Here is a 16,439-nt window from a genome sequence, read left to right as displayed (position 1 = left end):
GGTGGGCGCCGACTCGGGTGCGGGGCTGTGGCGGAGCCATGGTGGGCTCCGGCAGTGCCTCTCGGAAGAGCGGCTCTCCCTGCGGTGGCGCGACGGGCCGCGCGAGCCGGGCTCGTCTGGCAATCGCCGCTGCGAGCGGCTACATGGGCAGGGTTGCGCGCCAGTCGCAGCATGAGCCGCAGAGCTGATGACAAAGACCATCCAACCTCTCCCGCCGCTGGCGGAACCACTCACGGGACAGGCTTATCGCGATGCGATGGCGCAGGTCGCCAGCGCCGTGCATGTGGTGACCGCGCGGGGGCCGGCGGGCCGGCTCGGCATGACGGCGACCGCCGTCGCCTCGGTTTCGGACACGCCGCCGACCGTCCTCGTCTGCATCGAGCGCTCCAGCCGCACGCTGGCCGCGATCGAGGCGAGCGGCATCTTCTGCATCAACACGCTGCCGGCGCACGGCGTCGAGACCGCCGAGATCTTCGCCAGCCGGCGCGGCCTCCAGGGCGAGGAGCGGTTCGCGGCCGATCGCTGGACCGAGCTCGTCACCGGCGCTCCGGCCCTGCTCGATGCGCTCGCGGCCTTCGATTGCCGGCTCGTCTCCGTGCATGACATCGCCAGCCACCGTGTCCTGATCGGGGAGGTGGTCGGGCTCGGCGGCCGGGCGCCGGAGAACGATCTGGGCGGCAGCCTGATCTATCGTCGCCGCCGCTTCGAGGCGGTCTGAGTCGGCTACCCGCCGGACGTTTCACCATCGGCAGCGGCGAATGCGAGCCGCCCAGCTGCCGACAGCATGATTCTGCGGCCGGAGAGGGCCTTCTGTTCTTCCGCGGAGAGGCGGAAGGCGGGCGGCGTCGGCCAGCCCATCTCGCGGGCGACGATCAGGCCGAGCAGCAGGATGGCGTCGGGCTCATCCATCAGCAGGGCGGCCGGCGCCTTGCCGGCATGGACGAGCTCCAGCAGCACGGCGGAAGCGGAAGACGAGCCGATGGTGCCGGGCAGGGCCAGCACCGTGCCGGCGATGTTGCGGCCGCACTCGGGATGACGCGCATCGATGATGGTGCCGCTGCGCGGATCGACGCCACCCCAGAAGCTGATAGGCGCCGTAAGGGCGAGGCAGAGGCCGCTTGTCGGCGCGCCGGGGATGAGCGGCTCGGCGGTCAGCTCCATTGCCGCGGCTCCCTGACGAGACGGCCGGCGACGGCACTCTCGACGCATTCGCTGAGCGAGCCGTAGATCACGGCGTAGCCGGTGTTGCCGGGCGCGTAATGGGCGAACTTGCCGGAATTGGTCATCAGCACCGCGCCGTCGAGTTCTGGCAGGATCGGGGTGACGACGACGCAGGTATCGACGACGAAGACAATGCCGGCCTGCTCCAGTGCCTTGCGCCGGCCGGAGCGTTCGAGCGGTGCCAGCACGTGGCGGCCGGTATTGGCATAGAGCGGGAGCCTGAGCCGCCGGCCGGCGAGCAGCCGTTCGAGCTCGTCGACCTCGGCCGGCGAGAGATGGGGCGAGCCGATGGCGACCGCGTCGATGCGGCCGGTCCCGCCGGCGGTCGAGAGACCGGCGAGCGCAACGGCGACATCGCCCGGCGCCAGCACGATCCGCTCCCGTGGCGGCTCGCCGCCCAGCGCCGCCGCGACGTCCGGTGCCTCCGGCGTCACGCCGGCGACATGGAAGAGACCGACGCCGCCGGCCGATGCAGCCGCTGCGCCCAGCGCCTTCAGCCGGTCCTCGGTGGTGCAGTCCTGCAGGCCATCGAGGACGGCGACGGCGCTGCCGGCGCGGCGACCGAGGATCGTGCCGAGCACCGGATAGAACACGTCGGAACGGCGTAATTCCGGCGACAGCCCGGTCGTGTCGATCAGCAGCGATGCCAGGCGGTTCTGCCGCCGGTGCAGGCCGTAATCCGGCGCGCGCCCGCTGATGGCGCAGGCGATGTCGAGGAAGTCGCCGTAGCGGTTGGTGCGCGCGCCGAGCACCGAATTGCAGAAGACGACGGCATTGGATTCGCCCCAGGCGACGTCCGTGCCGGCGACGAGGCGGTGTCCGGCCTGATAGGGCGCGCAGGTCCAGCTCGGCTCGCAGCCCATGGCCTCGTAGGCGCGCATCATCCGCCGCGCCATCTCATGCTCATGCGGGGGCAGGCGGACGGCGGCGCAGCCCGCTGGCGTCAGCGCGCCGACATTCAGGCTCGCCCGCACCGCGACCCGCGCGCCGCCCTCCACCAGCCGCTCGGCGAAGAGCGTGCCGGAATCGCCATGGTAGAGCGCGCCGTCGATATGGGCGGATGCGATGGGGATGAGCCTGGGCGCGCCCATGAGGCGGGCGGCCTCGGCCACGATGCGCAGCGCCATCGCGGCACCTTCGCCGCGCTCTCCGGCGGCGACGGCGCGTTCATCGGCGGAGAGCTCGACCATCGAACCTCTTCAGCGGAAAGAGCGACCGGACGATGGCCGCCGATCTGGCCCTTGTGCAGGCAAGGGATTTTCGACCATGGATAGGGGACTGGATACCCTGCGAGCCGGGCCAGCCGCAACCGCTGCACCCGGCCGAAGCAATACGGAGACGCGCCATGGCGATGACGATGAGCGGCGAGGCGACCTTGCCGGCCAGCAAGGAGGTCGTCTGGGCGAAGCTCAACGATGCCGATGTGCTGAAGGCCTGCATCCCCGGCTGCGATCAACTCACCAAGGACGACGATACGCATATGTCGGCGGTGGTGAAGGTCAAGCTCGGCCCGGTGAAGGCGACCTTCAAGGGCAAGGTCGAGCTCACCGATCTCGACCCGCCCAACGGCTACCGCATCCAGGGGGAAGGCGAGGGCGGCATTGCCGGCTTCGCCAAGGGTGGCGCCAAGGTCATGCTCTCCGATGCCGAGGCCGGACAGACGCTGCTGCGCTACGAGGTCGAGGCGCAGGTCGGCGGCAAGCTGATGCAGCTCGGCTCGCGCCTGATCGATTCGGTGTCGAAGAAGCTCGCCGACGAGTTCTTCGCCAATTTCGCCAAGGCGGTGAGCGAGGGCTGAGGCGGCCGATCGCGGCCCTCAGGACGCCTTGCGCAGCGCTTCCAGCGCCTTGCTGACCGTGGCTTCCGCCGAGCCGACCTGCAGCGCGATGTCGGCCGCCGCGGCGTTGGCGCGCTCCAGGGTCCGGTGCGTCATGTCGAGGCTGTCATTGACGGCGGTGGCGCTGGCGATCGCCTCGTCCGAACTCTGTGCGACCATCGAAGCATCGCGCGCGATGCTGGCGGTCACCGTGCTCTGCAGGGAAACGGCCTCGGAGATCGCCTCCGAATCGTGGCGGATGGCATCGACCGTCGCCGCGATGGCGGCGGCGTGCGTGCTGCAGGCCTCGGCGCTCGCCGCCAGTTCCGCGATCTGACCGGCGATGTCCTGTGTGGCGCTGGCGGTCTGCGTCGCCAGCGACTTGACCTCGGAGGCGACCACGGAGAAGCCGCGCCCCGCCTCGCCGGCACGCGCGGCCTCGATGGTGGCGTTGAGCGCCAGCAGATTCGTCTGGGCGGCGATGTCGGCGATCATGCCGACGACCTTGCCGATGCTGCCCGTCACCTCGCGCAGGCGCTCGACGGCGTCATTCATCTGCGCGGTGTCGAGCACGGCCTGGTTGGTGATCGTCAGGTTCTTCAGGGCGCGCTGGCCGATATCGGCGAGGTTGGCCGACATCTCCTCCGTCGCGGCGGCGGTCTGGAACGACTTCTCCCGGACGGAGACCGAGGCCCGCGCCACCTTGCCGACCGTATCCTTGATGAAGGCGGTGGCGCGCCCGGTCTCGGAGGCGGTCGAGACGAACTGCTCGACCGCGCCGCTGATCGTGTCGTCGAGGCGGCCGATGCGGCTCTTGAGCGTTGCCGCCGTCTCGTCGAGCGCGATGCTCCGGCGGCGGGCTTCCTCGGCTTCGCTCTCCTGATTGATCGTCATCGCCGTGTTGACGTCGTAGGTCAGGACACGCTCGATGACGAAGAGATCCTCGGCGAATTGCCGTGGCGAGAGCAGAAAGCGGCGCCGGCTCTCCAGGCAGAGCTCCCGGAGCAGCGAGAAAGCGATGGAAGCGCGCGCCCGGGTCCGGACGTCGGCCTGCCGCTCGAGTTCGCAGAGCCGATTCATCGAAGCGATATAAGCTTCGTCGAACGTGCCCGCGAACAGCAGGCGGAAATGCTCCGCTTCGGCGGCGTGGAGGGCCTCGGAAACGGCGGCGACGCGGTCGCGAAGCGTGGCGTGGATGGCGAAGGCGCGCTCGAAATCGGCCGCCACGAGACCGTCGATCATGCGGTCGACGATGGGCCGGTAGAGCTGCAGCCGGCGGCGTTGGGGGTCGTTGAAGCCGATCGCGTTCAGCCGTCGCTGAATTTGGTCCATCATCAACGGCACGGTGCGGCTCGCTCAGGGGGCCGGTCATCCGGCACGACGAAACCAACCCTGCGCGAGACGCCTTAAGATTTTGCCAATGGCGCGTGGCAGGGCTACCGGCGCCTCATGCGCCCCCAATCGGCTGATTTTGGCAGAAAACAGCCTTAAACTCCCTCTTTCGATTGAGCGCCTCCGGCTTGACCCAGCAAAAACGCGGGTCCACACTCCGTTTTGATCCATTCCAAGGAAAAGCTGCCTGATGAGGCAAGCCGCTCCGGGAGGGGAGCCGGCTTCACCGAGGTGATCGCTCACAGGTGCGCCGGGGGAGGGTCACAGGAGATATGCTCATGACCACTGTTTCTCTGACGGTGAACGGCAAGGCCGTCTCCGCCAATGTCGATCCGCGCACTCTTCTGGTGCAATTGCTCCGGGAAAACCTGCGCCTGACCGGCACCCATGTCGGCTGCGACACCAGCCAGTGCGGCGCCTGCGTCGTGCATCTTGACGGCAAGGCGGTGAAATCCTGCACCACGCTCGCCGTAGCGGTCGACGGCGCCAGCGTGACCACGATCGAGGGCCTTGCCCATGACGGCGCGCTGCACCCGATGCAGGAGGCCTTCCGCGAGCATCACGGCCTGCAATGCGGCTTCTGCACGCCGGGCATGATCATGGCCGCCGTCGACATGGTGAACCGTCGCGGCCACACCCTCGATGAGAAGACGATCCGCGAGGATCTCGACGGCAATATCTGCCGCTGCACCGGCTACCATAACATCGTCAAGGCGATCGCCGCCGGGGCGGAGGCGATGGGCAAGGGCGCGGCGCCGGTGCGTCAGGCCGCCGAGTGAGTCTCGGCTCGCGCCGAGGCGCGGGCTTTTCGTCCTTCATGCGTTCCAGGCAGTGAGGCGCCCGCGAGAGGCGCCGTGCGAGGAGGGAACACCATGTCCGCCACCGGAATCGGCGCCGCAGTCCGCCGCAAGGAAGACCACCGCTTCATCACCGGCCAGGGCCGCTATACCGACGACATCAACCGGCCGGGCCAGGCCCATGCCTATTTCCTGCGCTCGCCGCATGCCCATGCGAAGATCAAGTCGATCGACACCAAGGCCGCGGCCGGCATGCCCGGCGTCATCGGCATCTTCACCGGCGCCGATCTCGCCACCGACAAGATCGGCGGCCTGATCTGCGGCTGGATGATCCACAACAAGGACGGCTCGCCGATGCGCGCCGGGCCGCATCCGGCGCTGGCCCAGGGCAAGGTCCGCTATGTCGGCGACCATGTCGCCGTGGTGGTGGCCGAGACTCTGGCGCAGGCGAAGGATGCCGCCGAGGCGATCGCGGTCGACTACCAGGAGCTGCCCGCCGTGGTCGATACGGCCAAAGCCGTCGGGGCCAAGACCGTGGTCCATGACGAGGCGCCCGATAACAGCGTGTTCAACTGGCATCTCGGCGACAAGGACGCGACCGAGAAGGCCTTCAAGGCGGCCAAGCACGTCACCAAGATCGACCTCGTCAACAATCGCCTCGTGCCGAACGCGATGGAGCCGCGCGCGGCGGTCGGCGACTATGATGACGGGGAGGGCATCTTCACCCTCTACACCACCAGCCAGAATCCGCATGTGGCGCGGCTCGTGCTCTCGGCCTTCATCGGCATCGCGCCGGAGAACAAACTGCGCGTGATCGCGCCGGATGTCGGTGGTGGCTTCGGCTCGAAGATCTTCATCTATGCCGAGGAGACGGTCTGCGTCTGGGCGGCGAAGAAGGTCGGGCGGCCGGTGAAGTGGACCGCCGATCGCACGGAGGCCTTCCTCTCCGACGCTCATGGCCGCGACCACGTCACCCATGCCGAGCTGGCGACCGATGACGAGGGCAAGATCCTCGGCATGAAGGTGCACACCACCGCCAATTTGGGCGCCTATCTCTCGACCTTCTCCTCCTCGGTGCCGACCTATCTCTATGCGCCGCTGCTGTCGGGCCAGTACGACATCCCGGCGATCTATTGCGAGGTCGACGCGGTCTATACCAACACCGCGCCGGTCGATGCCTATCGCGGCGCCGGGCGGCCGGAGGCGACCTTCGTGGTCGAGCGCCTGATCGAGATCACGGCGCGCCAGCTGGGCAAGGATCCGGCCAAGTTCCGGATGCAGAACTACATCAAGAAGTTCCCGCACCAGACGCCGGTCATCATGATGTACGATGCCGGCAATTACGGCGCCTCGCTGAAGAAGGCGCTGGAGATGATCGACTATAAGGGGCTCGGCAAGCGCAAGCGCGACTCCGCCCGCAACGGCAAGCTGCGCGGCATCGGCTTCTCCTCCTATATCGAGGCCTGCGGCATTGCGCCTTCGGCCGCGGTCGGCTCGCTCGGCGCCGGCGTCGGCTTGTGGGAATCGGCCGAGGTCCGGGTCAATCCGGTCGGCACGGTCGAGGTGCTCACGGGATCGCACAGCCACGGCCAGGGCCATGAGACGACCTTCGCCCAGCTTGTCAGCGACCGGCTCGGTATCCCCATCGACAACGTCTCGATCATCCATGGCGACACCGACAAGGTGCAGATGGGCATGGGCACCTATGGCTCGCGCTCGGGCGCGGTCGGCATGTCCGCGATCTTCAAGGCGATCGACAAGGTGATCGCCAAGGGCAAGAAGGTCGCCGCCCATGTGCTGGAGGCCGACGAGGCCGATATCGATTTCGCGGACGGGCATTTCGCGGTGAAGGGCACCGACCGCAAGCTCGATTTCGGCTCCTGCGCGCTGCAGGCCTATGTCGCGCACAAGTTCAACGGGCAGGAGCTGGAGCCGGGGCTGAAGGAGGGGGCGTTCTACGACCCGACCAACTTCACCTTCCCGGCTGGCGTCCATATCTGCGAGGTCGAGATCGATCCGCAGACCGGCGTGACGACGATCGAGCGCTGGGCGGCGGTCGACGATTTCGGCAACATCATCAACCCGATGATCGTCGAGGGGCAGGTCCATGGCGGCATCGCCCAGGGTGTGGGCCAGGCGCTGCTCGAAGGCGCGCGCTACAATGCCGACGGCCAGCTCGTGACCGCGAGCTTCATGGACTACACCATGCCGCGCGCCGACGATCTGCCCTCCTTCGATGTCGGGATGACGGTGACGCCATGCCCGTCGAACCCGCTCGGCATCAAGGGCTGCGGTGAGGCCGGGGCCATCGCCTCTCCGCCCGCCGTCATCAACGCCATCACCGACGCGCTCGGACATGAGGACATCGCGATGCCCGCCACGCCGCAGTCGGTGTGGCGCGCGGCGCAGAAGTCGATCAGCCGCATGGCGGCCGAGTGAGCTGAAAGGACAAGCCGATGTACGCTTTCACCTATCACAAGCCCACCAGCGCCCGGCAGGCGGCGACGCTGCTCGCCAAGAAGGAGGACGCCAAGCTCCTCGCCGGCGGCCATACCCTGCTGCCGACGATGAAGCAGCGGCTGGCCTCACCGTCGGCGCTGGTCGATCTCGGCGCCTGCGACGATCTCAAGGGCATCACCGTCAAGGGCCGCAACATCGTCATCGGCGCGATGACGACGCATGCGGAGGTCGCGGACTCGCCCGAGGTGCAGAGCGCGATCCCGGCTCTGGCCTATCTCGCCGGGCATATCGGCGACCCGCATGTGCGCCATCGCGGCACGATCGGCGGCTCGGTTGCCAATAACGATCCGGCGGCTGACTATCCGGCGGCGCTGCTGGCATTGGGCGCCACCGTCGTCACCAACAAGCGCAAGCTGACGGCCGAAGACTTCTTCACCGGACTCTACGAGACGGCTCTGGAGGAGGGCGAGATCATCACCAAGGTCTCGTTCCCGATCGCCTCCAAGGCGGGCTATGCCAAGTTCCGCAACCCGGCCTCGCGCTACGCTATGGTCGGCGTCTTCGTCGCCAAGCGCGGCAGCGAGATCCGCGTCGCGGTGACGGGGGCGGGCGATGGCGGGGTCTTCCGCTGGCCCGAAGCAGAAGCCGCGCTGAAGGCCCGCTTCGCGCCGAAATCTCTGGACGGGCTGAAGCATACGGCGAAGGGCATCAATGGCGACATCCATGCCGATGCCGAATACCGCGCCCATCTGATCGGCGTGATGGCCAAGCAGGCTGTGGCGCAGGCGACAGGAAAAGCCTGAGCTGGCCATCGCGCGTCATGCTCGGGCTTGACCCGAGCATCTCAGGCCGGGGAGGGCGCCAATCAGCGCCTTCTCGTCACGAGATTCCCGGGTCTGCGCTTTGCTTCGCCCGGGAATGACGCGAGGGCGTCAATAAAAGAAGCGTTCCTCGACGATCTTGCCGTCTCCGATCGTGTAGAGGCCGACTTCGTCCATGATCCGCCGTTCGCCGGTTTCCTTGACGGTGACGTCGACATGGAAGCGGACCGCGAACTGGTCGCCGTTGAGATAGGGGCCTTCGCTGCTGAAGTCGTGCATCTCGTGATGGGCGGCCCACCATTCGCCCTTCTGCCTGACCGCTTCCTTGCCGCGGCAGACCGCCATTGGCCCCGGCATGTTCTCGTAGCTGACGATATCCTCGGCGTTGAAGCGGCTGGCGGCCTCGTCGTGCTTGCCTTCCTTGAGGAGGGCGGTGAAATCCTTGGCGATCTGTTCGGTGCTCATGATCCGTGCTCCGTTGTCTTCGTGTCGGAAGGCCGGCGGCTGGAGGCTACAATTCCTGCCACCCCGCCATGTCAGCAGCATGGCTGTGCGCCGCCACGCCTTCCTTCGCCGGCGCTGCCGCGTTAGAGAACGAGCATGCTGAATTCCTCCCGCATCCCGGCTTCCATCGACGCCACGCTCTCGCTTCTGCAGGGGCAGGGTTATGTCGCCGACCGCGCGCTCGCGACCGTGCTGTTCCTGGCGCTCAGGATGAAGCGGCCTCTGCTGCTGGAGGGCGAGGCCGGCACCGGCAAGACCGAGATCGCCAAGGTGCTGGCGGCGGGGCTTGGGCGCCGGCTGATCCGGCTGCAGTGCTATGAGGGGCTCGACCTCGCCTCCGCCGTCTATGAGTGGAACTATGCCGGGCAGATGATGGCGATCCGGCTGGCGGAGGCGGGTGGTGCTGCCGGAGACCGCGAGCGGCTGGAAGGCGATATCTTCTCCGAGAAATATCTGGTCAAGCGGCCGCTGCTGCAGGCGCTGGAGCCGCAGGAGGGCGGGCCGCCGATCCTGCTGATCGACGAGCTCGACCGCACCGACGAAGCCTTCGAGGCCTTCCTGCTGGAAGTACTGGCCGATGCGCAGGTGACGATCCCCGAGCTCGGCACGGTCAAGGCGGCCGAGCCGCCGATCGTGATCCTGACCTCCAACCGCACGCGCGAGATCCATGACGCGCTGAAGCGTCGCTGCCTCTATCACTGGGTCGGCTATCCCGATGCGGTGCGCGAGCTCGCCATCCTGAAGGCGCGCGTGCCGGAGGCTCCGGGCAAGCTCTCGAAGCAGCTCGTCGCCTTCGTGCAGGCGATCCGGAAGGAAGAGCTGTTCAAGGCGCCGGGCGTCGCCGAGACGCTGGATTGGGCGACGGCGCTGGTCGAGCTCGATGCGGTTGCGCTCGATCCCGCGATCGTCTCCGATACGCTAGGCGCGCTGCTCAAGTATCAGGACGACATCCAGGCGATGCAGGGCTCGAAGGTGAAGGAGCTGCTGGATCAGGCGAAGGCCGAGGCGGGGCGCTGATCCTTCGCCCGCGGCAGCAGACCGATTGGCGAGGCGCGAGGGAGGCTGTCATGAATGCGGACATCAAGGCTGTCGAAGCCACGGTGCGGACCTATCTCGACGGGCTCTATGAGGGCAACGCCGAGAAGCTCGCCCATGTCTTCCATCCCACCAGCGCGCTGACCACGGCCCGCGAGGACGGCACGATCCAGATTCTGCCGTGCGATCAATGGCTCGAACTGGTGCGCAACCGGCCGTCGCCACAGGCGAGCGGGCTTCAGCGCGACGACCACATCCTGACCATCGATCTCGTCGGGCCGACGCTGGCGCTGGTCAAGGTCAAGTGCCAGATGCCGCCGCGCTACTTCACCGACCTTCTGTCCCTGCTGAAGATCGAGAGCCGCTGGCAGATCGTCCAGAAGGTGTTCATGACGGAGACGGTCGGGGCGTGAGCGGCAAGCTCGCCGAGAACGTCGCCTATTTCGCCCGTGCCTTGCGCGCGGCCGGCTTGCCGGTCGGGCCGGGGGCGGTCACCGAGGCCGTCGAGGCGCTGGCCGAGGGCGCGCTCGGCGTGCGCGAGGAGATGTACTGGGCGCTGCATGCGATCTTCGTGAAGAAGCATGAGGACAGCGCGGTCTACGACCAGGCCTTCCGGCTGTTCTGGCGCCGGCGCAACCTGATCGAGAAGATCATGGCGCAGATGTCGCCGGTCTCGCCCGGCGCCGAGCACCAGCCGGAGAAGGCCGAAGCCGGGGCGCTCAGGGTGGCGGAAGCCTTCGCCCCGCCGCCACGCGAGGACGAGCCGCCCGCGGAGCTCACCGAGCTCACGGCGCGACTCACCGTCTCCGATCGCGAGATGTTGAAGTCGCGCGACTTCGCCCAGATGAGCGCGGCGGAGATCGCGCGCGCCAAGCAGCTCATCGCCGAGCTCAGCCTGCCGGATGACAGCATTGAAACGCGTCGCTTCCGGGCGGCGGCGCGGGGCCTGCGCATCGATCCGCGCCGCACCTTCCGCCGCTCGCTGCGCGGCGGGGGCGGCTCGATCGACCTCGCCTTCCGCGAGCGGGGGCAGGTGCATCCGCCGGTCGTCGCGCTGGTCGATATCTCCGGCTCGATGGCGGAATATTCGCGCATCTTCCTGCATTTCCTGCATGCGCTGACCGAGAAGCGCCGGCGCGTGCATTCCTTCGTCTTCGGCACGCGGCTAACCAATGTCACCCGCATGCTGAAGGCGCGCGACCCCGACGAGGCGCTGGCGCTGGCCGGCAAGGCGGCGCCCGACTGGGAGGGCGGGACGCGCATCGCGACGGCGCTGCACACGTTCAACCGCGTCTGGTCGCGTCGGGTTCTGTCGGGCGGGGCGGTGGTGCTGCTCTTCACCGACGGGCTGGAGCGCCATCTCGACGACAGCCTCGCCTTCGAGATGGACCGGCTGCACCGCTCCTGCCGGCAACTGGTCTGGCTCAATCCGCTGCTGCGCTACGATGCCTTCGCGGCGCGCGCCAGCGGTATCAAGGCGATGCTGCCCCATGTCGACTCGTTCCGGCCGATCCACAATCTCGCAGCGATGGCCGATCTCTGCGCCGCGCTGTCGCGGGACGCAGAGCGGGAGAGCGATCCGCGGCTCTGGTTGAAGAAGACGGGTTGAGGCATGATCTTAGCGGAGCTAGCCCGCATCCTGGGGAGCGATCGCAGATCGCGTCTCGAAGGATGCTCCAGCCTGCTCTGGAACATCCTTCGAGACGCCGCTTCCGCGGCTCCTCAGGATGAGGGCTGAGGAGATTCGCATCATGATCAGCACCGAGACCGATATCCTGCGCGCTGCCGAGGAATGGGCGGCGGCCGGCCGTGGCGTCGCCATCGCGACCGTCGTCGAGACCTGGGGCTCGGCGCCGCGCCCGGTGGGCTCGCATCTCGTCATCGACGGGGAGGGGAATTTCCTCGGCTCCGTCTCGGGCGGCTGCGTCGAGGGGGCGGTGGTGGCCGAGGCCGCCGACGTCATCGCCGAGGGCAAGCCGCGGATCCTGGAATTCGGCGTCGCCGACGAGGCGGCCTGGAAGGTCGGGCTCTCCTGCGGCGGGCGCATCAAGGTCTATGTCGAGCCGGTCCGCAGCAAGGATAAGCACTGATGGCCTCCTGGGAGACCCTTGTCGCCTTCGCGACGGTGACCATCCTCGTCGCCTATTTTCCGGGGCCGGCGCTGCTCTACACCGCCGCCCAGACGATCAGCCATGGCCGCAGGGCGGGACTGATGGCGATGCTCGGCATCCATCTCGGCTGCTATGTCCATGTCTTCGCCGCGGCCTTCGGTCTGTCGGCCGTGTTCAAGCATGTGCCGGAGCTCTACATGGCGGTGAAGATCGCCGGTGCGATCTATCTGGTCTGGATCGGCATCGGCATGATCCGCTCGCGCCTGGGCGCGCCCGACCAGCCCATCGCGCCGCCGAAGACGGTGAAGCGGGCGCTGCTGGATTCCTTCATCGTCGAGATCCTGAACCCGAAGGTCGCGCTGTTCTTCATCGCGCTGTTGCCGCAATTCGTCGATCCGGCCGGTTCGCTGCCGGTCTGGGCGCAGTTCCTGATCCTCGGCATGGTGGTCAACTTCGCCTTCTCCTCGGCCGATCTCGTCACCGTCTTCGGCGCCTCGCTCGTCGTGGGAGCGATGAAGAAGACCAGGACAGGGTTCGCCTTCGGGCGCTGGATCGGCGGCTCGCTGATGATCGCGCTCGGCCTGAAGCTCGCGACCGACAGGGGCTGAACGGTGGATCTCGCCATCCTCTCCGCGCTCAATGACGAGCGCGCGGCGCGGCGCGCGGCGGTGCTGGTGACCGAACTCGCGAGCGGCGCGCAGCGGCTGGTGCGGCAGGGCGAGATCGCGGCCGATCCGCTGGCCGAACTCGTCGAGAAGCAGTTGCGCACCGGCAAGAGCGGCATGGTCGAGGCCGAGGGCGCTTCCTATTTCCTGACCGTGCAGGCGCCGCATCCGCGTATCGTCGTGACGGGCGCCGTCCATATCTCGCAGGCGATGGCGCCGATGGCGAAGGAACTCGATCTCGATCTCGTGATCATCGACCCGCGCACGGCCTTCGCCACACCGGAGCGCTTTCCGGGCGTGGCGCTGCTGCCGGAATGGCCCGAAGAGGTCCTGCCGCAGGTCGGGCTCGACGGCTACACCGCCTTCGTCGCGCTGACGCATGATCCGAAGATCGACGATCCCGCGCTCACGGCGGCGCTGCGCTCGGACTGCTTCTATATCGGGGCGCTGGGCAGCCGGAAGACGCATGGCAAGCGGCTGGAGCGGCTCGCTGCGGCAGGGTTCGGCGAGGAGGCGACACGGCGCATCCATGCCCCGATCGGGCTCGATATCGGCGCCGTCTCGCCAGCCGAGATCGCGCTCGCCATCCTGGCGGAGATCGTGAGCAGCCTGCGCGGCCCGCGCAGGAAGCCCGCCTGAAAGGGCACGCATCATGAAGTTCGGCCCCATCGCCATCGCCGATTCCGTCGGCTGCATCGCCGCCCATACGATCCGGGCGGGCGCGACGACGGTGAAGAAGGGCGCGCTGGTCACCGCTGAGATCGCAGCCGGGCTCGCCGAAGCCGGTATCGGCGAGATCGTCGCCGTGCGGTTGGAGCCCGGGGATGTCGCGGAGAACGAGGCTGCCTCGCGGCTTGCCGCGCGCCTGACCGGCAAGGGCATCGTCGCGGAAGCCCCCTTCACGGGGCGCGTCAACATGTTCGCGACGACGGCGGGCGTGCTCACGGTCGATGTCGCGGCGATCGACGCCTTCAACACCGTCGACGAGGCGATCACGGTGGCGACGCTGCCGGCACTCAAGGCGGTCGTCGCCGGCGAGCTCATCGCCACCGTCAAGATCATTCCCTATGCCGTCTCGGAAACGCGGGTCGAGCAGGCGCTCGCTGCACTCGGCCCGGAGCGGGCCATCGCGGTCGCGGCCTATCGCCCCTCGAAGGTCGGCGTGATCTCGACGATCCTGCCGGGGCTCAAGCCCAGCGTCGTCGACAAGACGATGCGCGTCATGATGGACCGGCTGGCGCCGGCGGCCGCGGTCCTTTCGGCCGACAGGCGCGTGCCGCATGAGACGACGCCGCTGGCGGAGAGCATCGGGGTGCTGGCGAAAGGCGACAGCGACATCATCGTCGTCTTCGGCGCCTCGGCGATCACCGACCGGCGCGACGTGATCCCGCAAGCGCTGATCGAGGCGGGCGGACGGGTCGAGCATCTCGGCATGCCGGTCGATCCCGGCAATCTGCTGATGCTCGGCGAGATCGACGGCAAGCCGGTGATCGGCGCGCCGGGCTGCGCGCGCTCGCCCAAGGAGAACAGCTTCGACTGGGTGCTGCAGCGCCATCTGGCGGGCATCCGCGTCGGCCGCGCCGATGTCCAGCGCATGGGCGTGGGCGGGCTCCTGATGGAGATCGTCTCGCGGCCGCAGCCGCGCGCGCCGGGGCAACATGGCCCCGGACATATTGCCGGGATCGTCCTGGCGGCCGGCCGCTCGACCCGGATGGGCGCCGACAACAAGCTCCTGCAGGAGCTGCGCGGCAAGCCGATCGTGCGTTATGCCGTCGAGGCGCAGCTCGAGGCCCGGCTCGATCCGGTGCTGGTCGTCACCGGCCATCAGAAGGAGGCGGTGGAGGCCGCTCTTTCCGACCTGCCGATCCGCTTCGTGCACAATCCCGATTATGCTTCGGGGCTGGCCGGCTCGGTTCGCGCCGGGGTGGCGGCGCTGCCGTCCGAGGTCGAAGCGGCGGTGATCTCGCTCGGCGACATGCCCAATGTGACGTCGCAGGTCATAGAGCGCCTGGCCGAAAGCCATCTCCAGCAGCCGGATTCGCTGGCCGTGGTGCCGACGCTGTTCGGCCATCGCGGCAACCCGGTGCTGCTGGCGCGGCCGATCTTCCCCGCGGTTTCGCTGCTGACCGGGGATCGCGGGGCTCGCCGCCTGCTTGACGAGGCCGGTAGCCGCGTCGTCGAGGTTCCCTTCGAGGATCCGGCCATCGCCATCGACGTCGATACGCCGGAAGCGCTCAGGGCGTTGCAGGGTTGACGGCTCGCCTGTAGCGGCCGTTTGTGCCCTGAGCCCCCATCCTGAGGAGCCATTCCCAAGGGATTGGCGTCTCGAAGAATGCCTCACGAGGCTCCGGAGCCATCTGGACCATCCTTCGAGACGCCGCTCCGCGGCTCCTCAGGATGAGGGTTCGCGCATTTTCGTCAGCGCTGCCAGTGCAGGCCGAGCGTCGCGTAAGCCTCGGAGGGCCGGTCGCTGGTGCGCTGCCAGCCGCCGGCGAGGCGCCATTCGAGGCCGAGCAGGCGCAGGCCCGTCAGATGCAGTCCAAGGCGCAGCTTGCGATAGTCCCGTTCGCGATAGGCTTCGACCTCCGGTCCGACATAGAAGCCGAGCGGCATCTGCCAGCCGGGAGCGGCACGCGCCCAGAGGCGCCGGTCCAGCGTCGAGGCATAGGCACTGGCCTGGAACATCATGCCCGGCAGCGGCGTGGACCAGAGATCGGCCTGCAATCGCGCACCGTAACGTGTCTCGATCAGCGACGGGCCGAGTGGCTCGTCGCGCCTCTCGCTCTGGACGTCGGAGCCGGCATAAAGGGCGACGAACGTGTCGCCGATGCGCCATTCATAGCCGAGCAGCGTCTGGGTCTCGGCCTTGTAGGTGGTGCCGCGCGGCGACTGGCGCCGCGTCTGTTCCTGCGATCCGCCAGCCTTCAGGAAGAGGCGGAAGCCGCTCTGGGCCAGGCCGCCGCCGATGGCGCGCTTCATTCCGACCGACAGGAAGGTCTTGGTCGGGCCGGCCTCCATCGAGCCGAAGATCACGGTCGAAAGCCGGGAACGCTCCTCATCCGCTTCATCGTCCTCGGCAAGGGCGGCCGAACAGACGGACAGGGGCAGGGCCGCGACGACCATCGCCAGCCTGGTCCGACCGGTTCTGCGGCTACCCCACGCCACGCATGCCCCCGGCCCGCCGAGCGTCCCCCTTGCGCCGCAGACGAGCCTAAGAATTGCAGCAGTTTGGGAGTAAGCTTGCAAGCTTTTGTTAACCAACCGGGCGCAGCCTCGACGCATCCGGCTAAGCTTTCAATCCCGCTGGGAGGGGAGGTGCAGATGGTTTCAGAGGACTTCATCAGGCAGCTCGAGGGCTATGGGCTGACGACGGCGACGATCCTGTATCGCATGCCCGATCATCTCAGTGTGCTGCAGACCTTCATCTGGCAGCAATACGACGTCGCTCCGCGCTTTCCCGTGCTGCATGAATTTCTGGATTTCTGGCGGCGCGAGCTCGACGGGCCGGTGCATTCCGTCACCGTCGCGCATTCGCGACTGATCCGGCCGGCGGAGATCCGCAGCGTCAACGGTGTGCTGACACTGCATTGAGCGCCTGCGTGGCGCGTGCTTGTTGC

General features: G+C 67.9%; 18 protein-coding genes. 13 read left to right on the top strand and 5 right to left on the bottom strand.

Annotation, left to right across the window (positions count from 1 at the left end):
* Positions 1 to 187 precede the first annotated feature (187 nt).
* The gene (locus tag AB6806_RS22245) at positions 188 to 718 is read left to right on the top strand and encodes a flavin reductase family protein (protein WP_051987458.1); all 531 of its coding nucleotides are present in this window, start codon (positions 188 to 190) and stop codon (positions 716 to 718) included.
* A 5-nt stretch (positions 719 to 723) separates the two neighbouring features.
* Here AB6806_RS22245 and AB6806_RS22240 read toward each other — a convergent pair whose 3' ends face one another.
* Both AB6806_RS22240 and AB6806_RS22235 read right to left on the bottom strand, forming a co-directional pair.
* Entirely contained in the window at positions 724 to 1,161 is a 438-nt protein-coding gene (locus tag AB6806_RS22240) for an aconitase X swivel domain-containing protein (RefSeq protein ID WP_142022508.1), read from the bottom strand.
* Positions 1,152 to 2,411 (bottom strand): aconitase X, encoded by a 1,260-nt coding sequence (locus AB6806_RS22235; RefSeq protein ID WP_370955576.1) that lies wholly within the window; start codon positions 2,409 to 2,411, stop codon positions 1,152 to 1,154. The genes AB6806_RS22240 and AB6806_RS22235 overlap by 10 nt, the downstream gene beginning before the upstream one ends.
* Positions 2,412 to 2,566: 155 nt before the next feature.
* Here AB6806_RS22235 and AB6806_RS22230 point away from each other — a divergent pair, with 155 nt between their 5' ends.
* A complete protein-coding gene (locus AB6806_RS22230; protein WP_038358522.1) occupies positions 2,567 to 3,019 on the top strand; it encodes an SRPBCC family protein in 453 nt (150 codons plus the stop codon).
* A gap of 18 nt (positions 3,020 to 3,037) precedes the next feature.
* Here the strand turns inward: AB6806_RS22230 and AB6806_RS22225 are convergent, their stop codons facing one another.
* Entirely contained in the window at positions 3,038 to 4,372 is a 1,335-nt protein-coding gene (locus AB6806_RS22225) for a methyl-accepting chemotaxis protein (RefSeq protein WP_113255175.1), read from the bottom strand.
* Positions 4,373 to 4,707: 335 nt separating this feature from the next.
* On the opposite strand from AB6806_RS22225, the gene AB6806_RS22220 reads away from it, so the two are divergent.
* The 3 genes from AB6806_RS22220 (at position 4,708) to AB6806_RS22210 (ending at position 8,489) form a co-directional block, all read left to right on the top strand.
* Positions 4,708 to 5,208, top strand: a complete 501-nt coding sequence (locus tag AB6806_RS22220) for a (2Fe-2S)-binding protein (RefSeq protein ID WP_370955575.1) — start codon at positions 4,708 to 4,710, stop codon at positions 5,206 to 5,208.
* A 93-nt stretch (positions 5,209 to 5,301) separates the two neighbouring features.
* Positions 5,302 to 7,665, top strand: a complete 2,364-nt coding sequence (locus AB6806_RS22215) for a xanthine dehydrogenase family protein molybdopterin-binding subunit (protein WP_370955574.1) — start codon at positions 5,302 to 5,304, stop codon at positions 7,663 to 7,665.
* 17 nt (positions 7,666 to 7,682) lie between these two features.
* A complete protein-coding gene (locus tag AB6806_RS22210) occupies positions 7,683 to 8,489 on the top strand; it encodes an FAD binding domain-containing protein (protein WP_370955573.1) in 807 nt (268 codons plus the stop codon).
* A gap of 129 nt (positions 8,490 to 8,618) precedes the next feature.
* Here the strand turns inward: AB6806_RS22210 and AB6806_RS22205 are convergent, their stop codons facing one another.
* Entirely contained in the window at positions 8,619 to 8,972 is a 354-nt protein-coding gene (locus AB6806_RS22205) for a nuclear transport factor 2 family protein (protein WP_038358516.1), read from the bottom strand.
* A gap of 135 nt (positions 8,973 to 9,107) precedes the next feature.
* Here AB6806_RS22205 and AB6806_RS22200 point away from each other — a divergent pair, with 135 nt between their 5' ends.
* The 7 genes from AB6806_RS22200 (at position 9,108) to AB6806_RS22170 (ending at position 15,076) form a co-directional block, all read left to right on the top strand.
* Positions 9,108 to 10,028, top strand: coding sequence for an AAA family ATPase (locus tag AB6806_RS22200; protein ID WP_113254883.1), 921 nt, complete (start codon positions 9,108 to 9,110; stop codon positions 10,026 to 10,028).
* Between the two features lie 50 nt (positions 10,029 to 10,078).
* Positions 10,079 to 10,459, top strand: a complete 381-nt coding sequence (locus AB6806_RS22195) for a nuclear transport factor 2 family protein (RefSeq protein ID WP_038358512.1) — start codon at positions 10,079 to 10,081, stop codon at positions 10,457 to 10,459.
* A complete protein-coding gene (locus AB6806_RS22190; protein ID WP_370955572.1) occupies positions 10,456 to 11,655 on the top strand; it encodes a vWA domain-containing protein in 1,200 nt (399 codons plus the stop codon). Before AB6806_RS22195 ends, AB6806_RS22190 begins: the two co-directional genes overlap by 4 nt.
* Before the next feature lie 142 nt (positions 11,656 to 11,797).
* A complete protein-coding gene (locus AB6806_RS22185) occupies positions 11,798 to 12,136 on the top strand; it encodes an XdhC family protein (RefSeq protein WP_133563351.1) in 339 nt (112 codons plus the stop codon).
* Positions 12,136 to 12,765, top strand: coding sequence for a LysE family translocator (locus AB6806_RS22180; protein ID WP_113254881.1), 630 nt, complete (start codon positions 12,136 to 12,138; stop codon positions 12,763 to 12,765). The genes AB6806_RS22185 and AB6806_RS22180 overlap by 1 nt, the downstream gene beginning before the upstream one ends.
* 3 nt (positions 12,766 to 12,768) lie before the next feature.
* Positions 12,769 to 13,461 carry an XdhC family protein gene (locus tag AB6806_RS22175; protein ID WP_142022513.1) on the top strand — a complete coding sequence of 231 codons (693 nt, stop codon included), beginning with the start codon at positions 12,769 to 12,771 and terminating at the stop codon, positions 13,459 to 13,461.
* Positions 13,462 to 13,474: 13 nt separating this feature from the next.
* Positions 13,475 to 15,076, top strand: a complete 1,602-nt coding sequence (locus AB6806_RS22170; protein ID WP_370955571.1) for an NTP transferase domain-containing protein — start codon at positions 13,475 to 13,477, stop codon at positions 15,074 to 15,076.
* Between the two features lie 164 nt (positions 15,077 to 15,240).
* Here AB6806_RS22170 and bcsS read toward each other — a convergent pair whose 3' ends face one another.
* On the bottom strand, positions 15,241 to 15,945 hold the full coding sequence (gene bcsS / locus AB6806_RS22165; RefSeq protein WP_162738004.1) for a cellulose biosynthesis protein BcsS: 705 nt from the start codon (positions 15,943 to 15,945) through the stop codon (positions 15,241 to 15,243).
* Between the two features lie 198 nt (positions 15,946 to 16,143).
* Here bcsS and AB6806_RS22160 point away from each other — a divergent pair, with 198 nt between their 5' ends.
* On the top strand, positions 16,144 to 16,413 hold the full coding sequence (locus AB6806_RS22160; protein ID WP_038358499.1) for an usg protein: 270 nt from the start codon (positions 16,144 to 16,146) through the stop codon (positions 16,411 to 16,413).
* Positions 16,414 to 16,439: the final 26 nt, after the last annotated feature.

The organism is Allobosea sp. RCC_152_1 (assembly GCF_041360765.1).
Classification (GTDB): Bacteria; Pseudomonadota; Alphaproteobacteria; order Rhizobiales; family Beijerinckiaceae; genus Allobosea; species Allobosea spartocytisi.
Note: the sequence above shows the minus strand (reverse complement) of the source record. Positions and strands in the feature narration are given on the sequence as shown.

Coding starts and splice junctions, on each gene's coding strand:
- AB6806_RS22170 (WP_370955571.1), top strand. CDS start 13,475: ATGAAGTTCGGCCCCATCGCCATCGCCGATTCCGTCGGCTGCATCGCC.
- AB6806_RS22230 (WP_038358522.1), top strand. CDS start 2,567: ATGGCGATGACGATGAGCGGCGAGGCGACCTTGCCGGCCAGCAAGGAG.
- AB6806_RS22240 (WP_142022508.1), bottom strand. CDS start 1,161: ATGGAGCTGACCGCCGAGCCGCTCATCCCCGGCGCGCCGACAAGCGGC.
- AB6806_RS22225 (WP_113255175.1), bottom strand. CDS start 4,372: ATGATGGACCAAATTCAGCGACGGCTGAACGCGATCGGCTTCAACGAC.
- AB6806_RS22210 (WP_370955573.1), top strand. CDS start 7,683: ATGTACGCTTTCACCTATCACAAGCCCACCAGCGCCCGGCAGGCGGCG.
- AB6806_RS22200 (WP_113254883.1), top strand. CDS start 9,108: ATGCTGAATTCCTCCCGCATCCCGGCTTCCATCGACGCCACGCTCTCG.
- AB6806_RS22215 (WP_370955574.1), top strand. CDS start 5,302: ATGTCCGCCACCGGAATCGGCGCCGCAGTCCGCCGCAAGGAAGACCAC.
- AB6806_RS22235 (WP_370955576.1), bottom strand. CDS start 2,411: ATGGTCGAGCTCTCCGCCGATGAACGCGCCGTCGCCGCCGGAGAGCGC.
- AB6806_RS22205 (WP_038358516.1), bottom strand. CDS start 8,972: ATGAGCACCGAACAGATCGCCAAGGATTTCACCGCCCTCCTCAAGGAA.
- AB6806_RS22195 (WP_038358512.1), top strand. CDS start 10,079: ATGAATGCGGACATCAAGGCTGTCGAAGCCACGGTGCGGACCTATCTC.
- AB6806_RS22220 (WP_370955575.1), top strand. CDS start 4,708: ATGACCACTGTTTCTCTGACGGTGAACGGCAAGGCCGTCTCCGCCAAT.
- bcsS (WP_162738004.1), bottom strand. CDS start 15,945: ATGGTCGTCGCGGCCCTGCCCCTGTCCGTCTGTTCGGCCGCCCTTGCC.
- AB6806_RS22185 (WP_133563351.1), top strand. CDS start 11,798: ATGATCAGCACCGAGACCGATATCCTGCGCGCTGCCGAGGAATGGGCG.
- AB6806_RS22180 (WP_113254881.1), top strand. CDS start 12,136: ATGGCCTCCTGGGAGACCCTTGTCGCCTTCGCGACGGTGACCATCCTC.
- AB6806_RS22160 (WP_038358499.1), top strand. CDS start 16,144: ATGGTTTCAGAGGACTTCATCAGGCAGCTCGAGGGCTATGGGCTGACG.
- AB6806_RS22245 (WP_051987458.1), top strand. CDS start 188: ATGACAAAGACCATCCAACCTCTCCCGCCGCTGGCGGAACCACTCACG.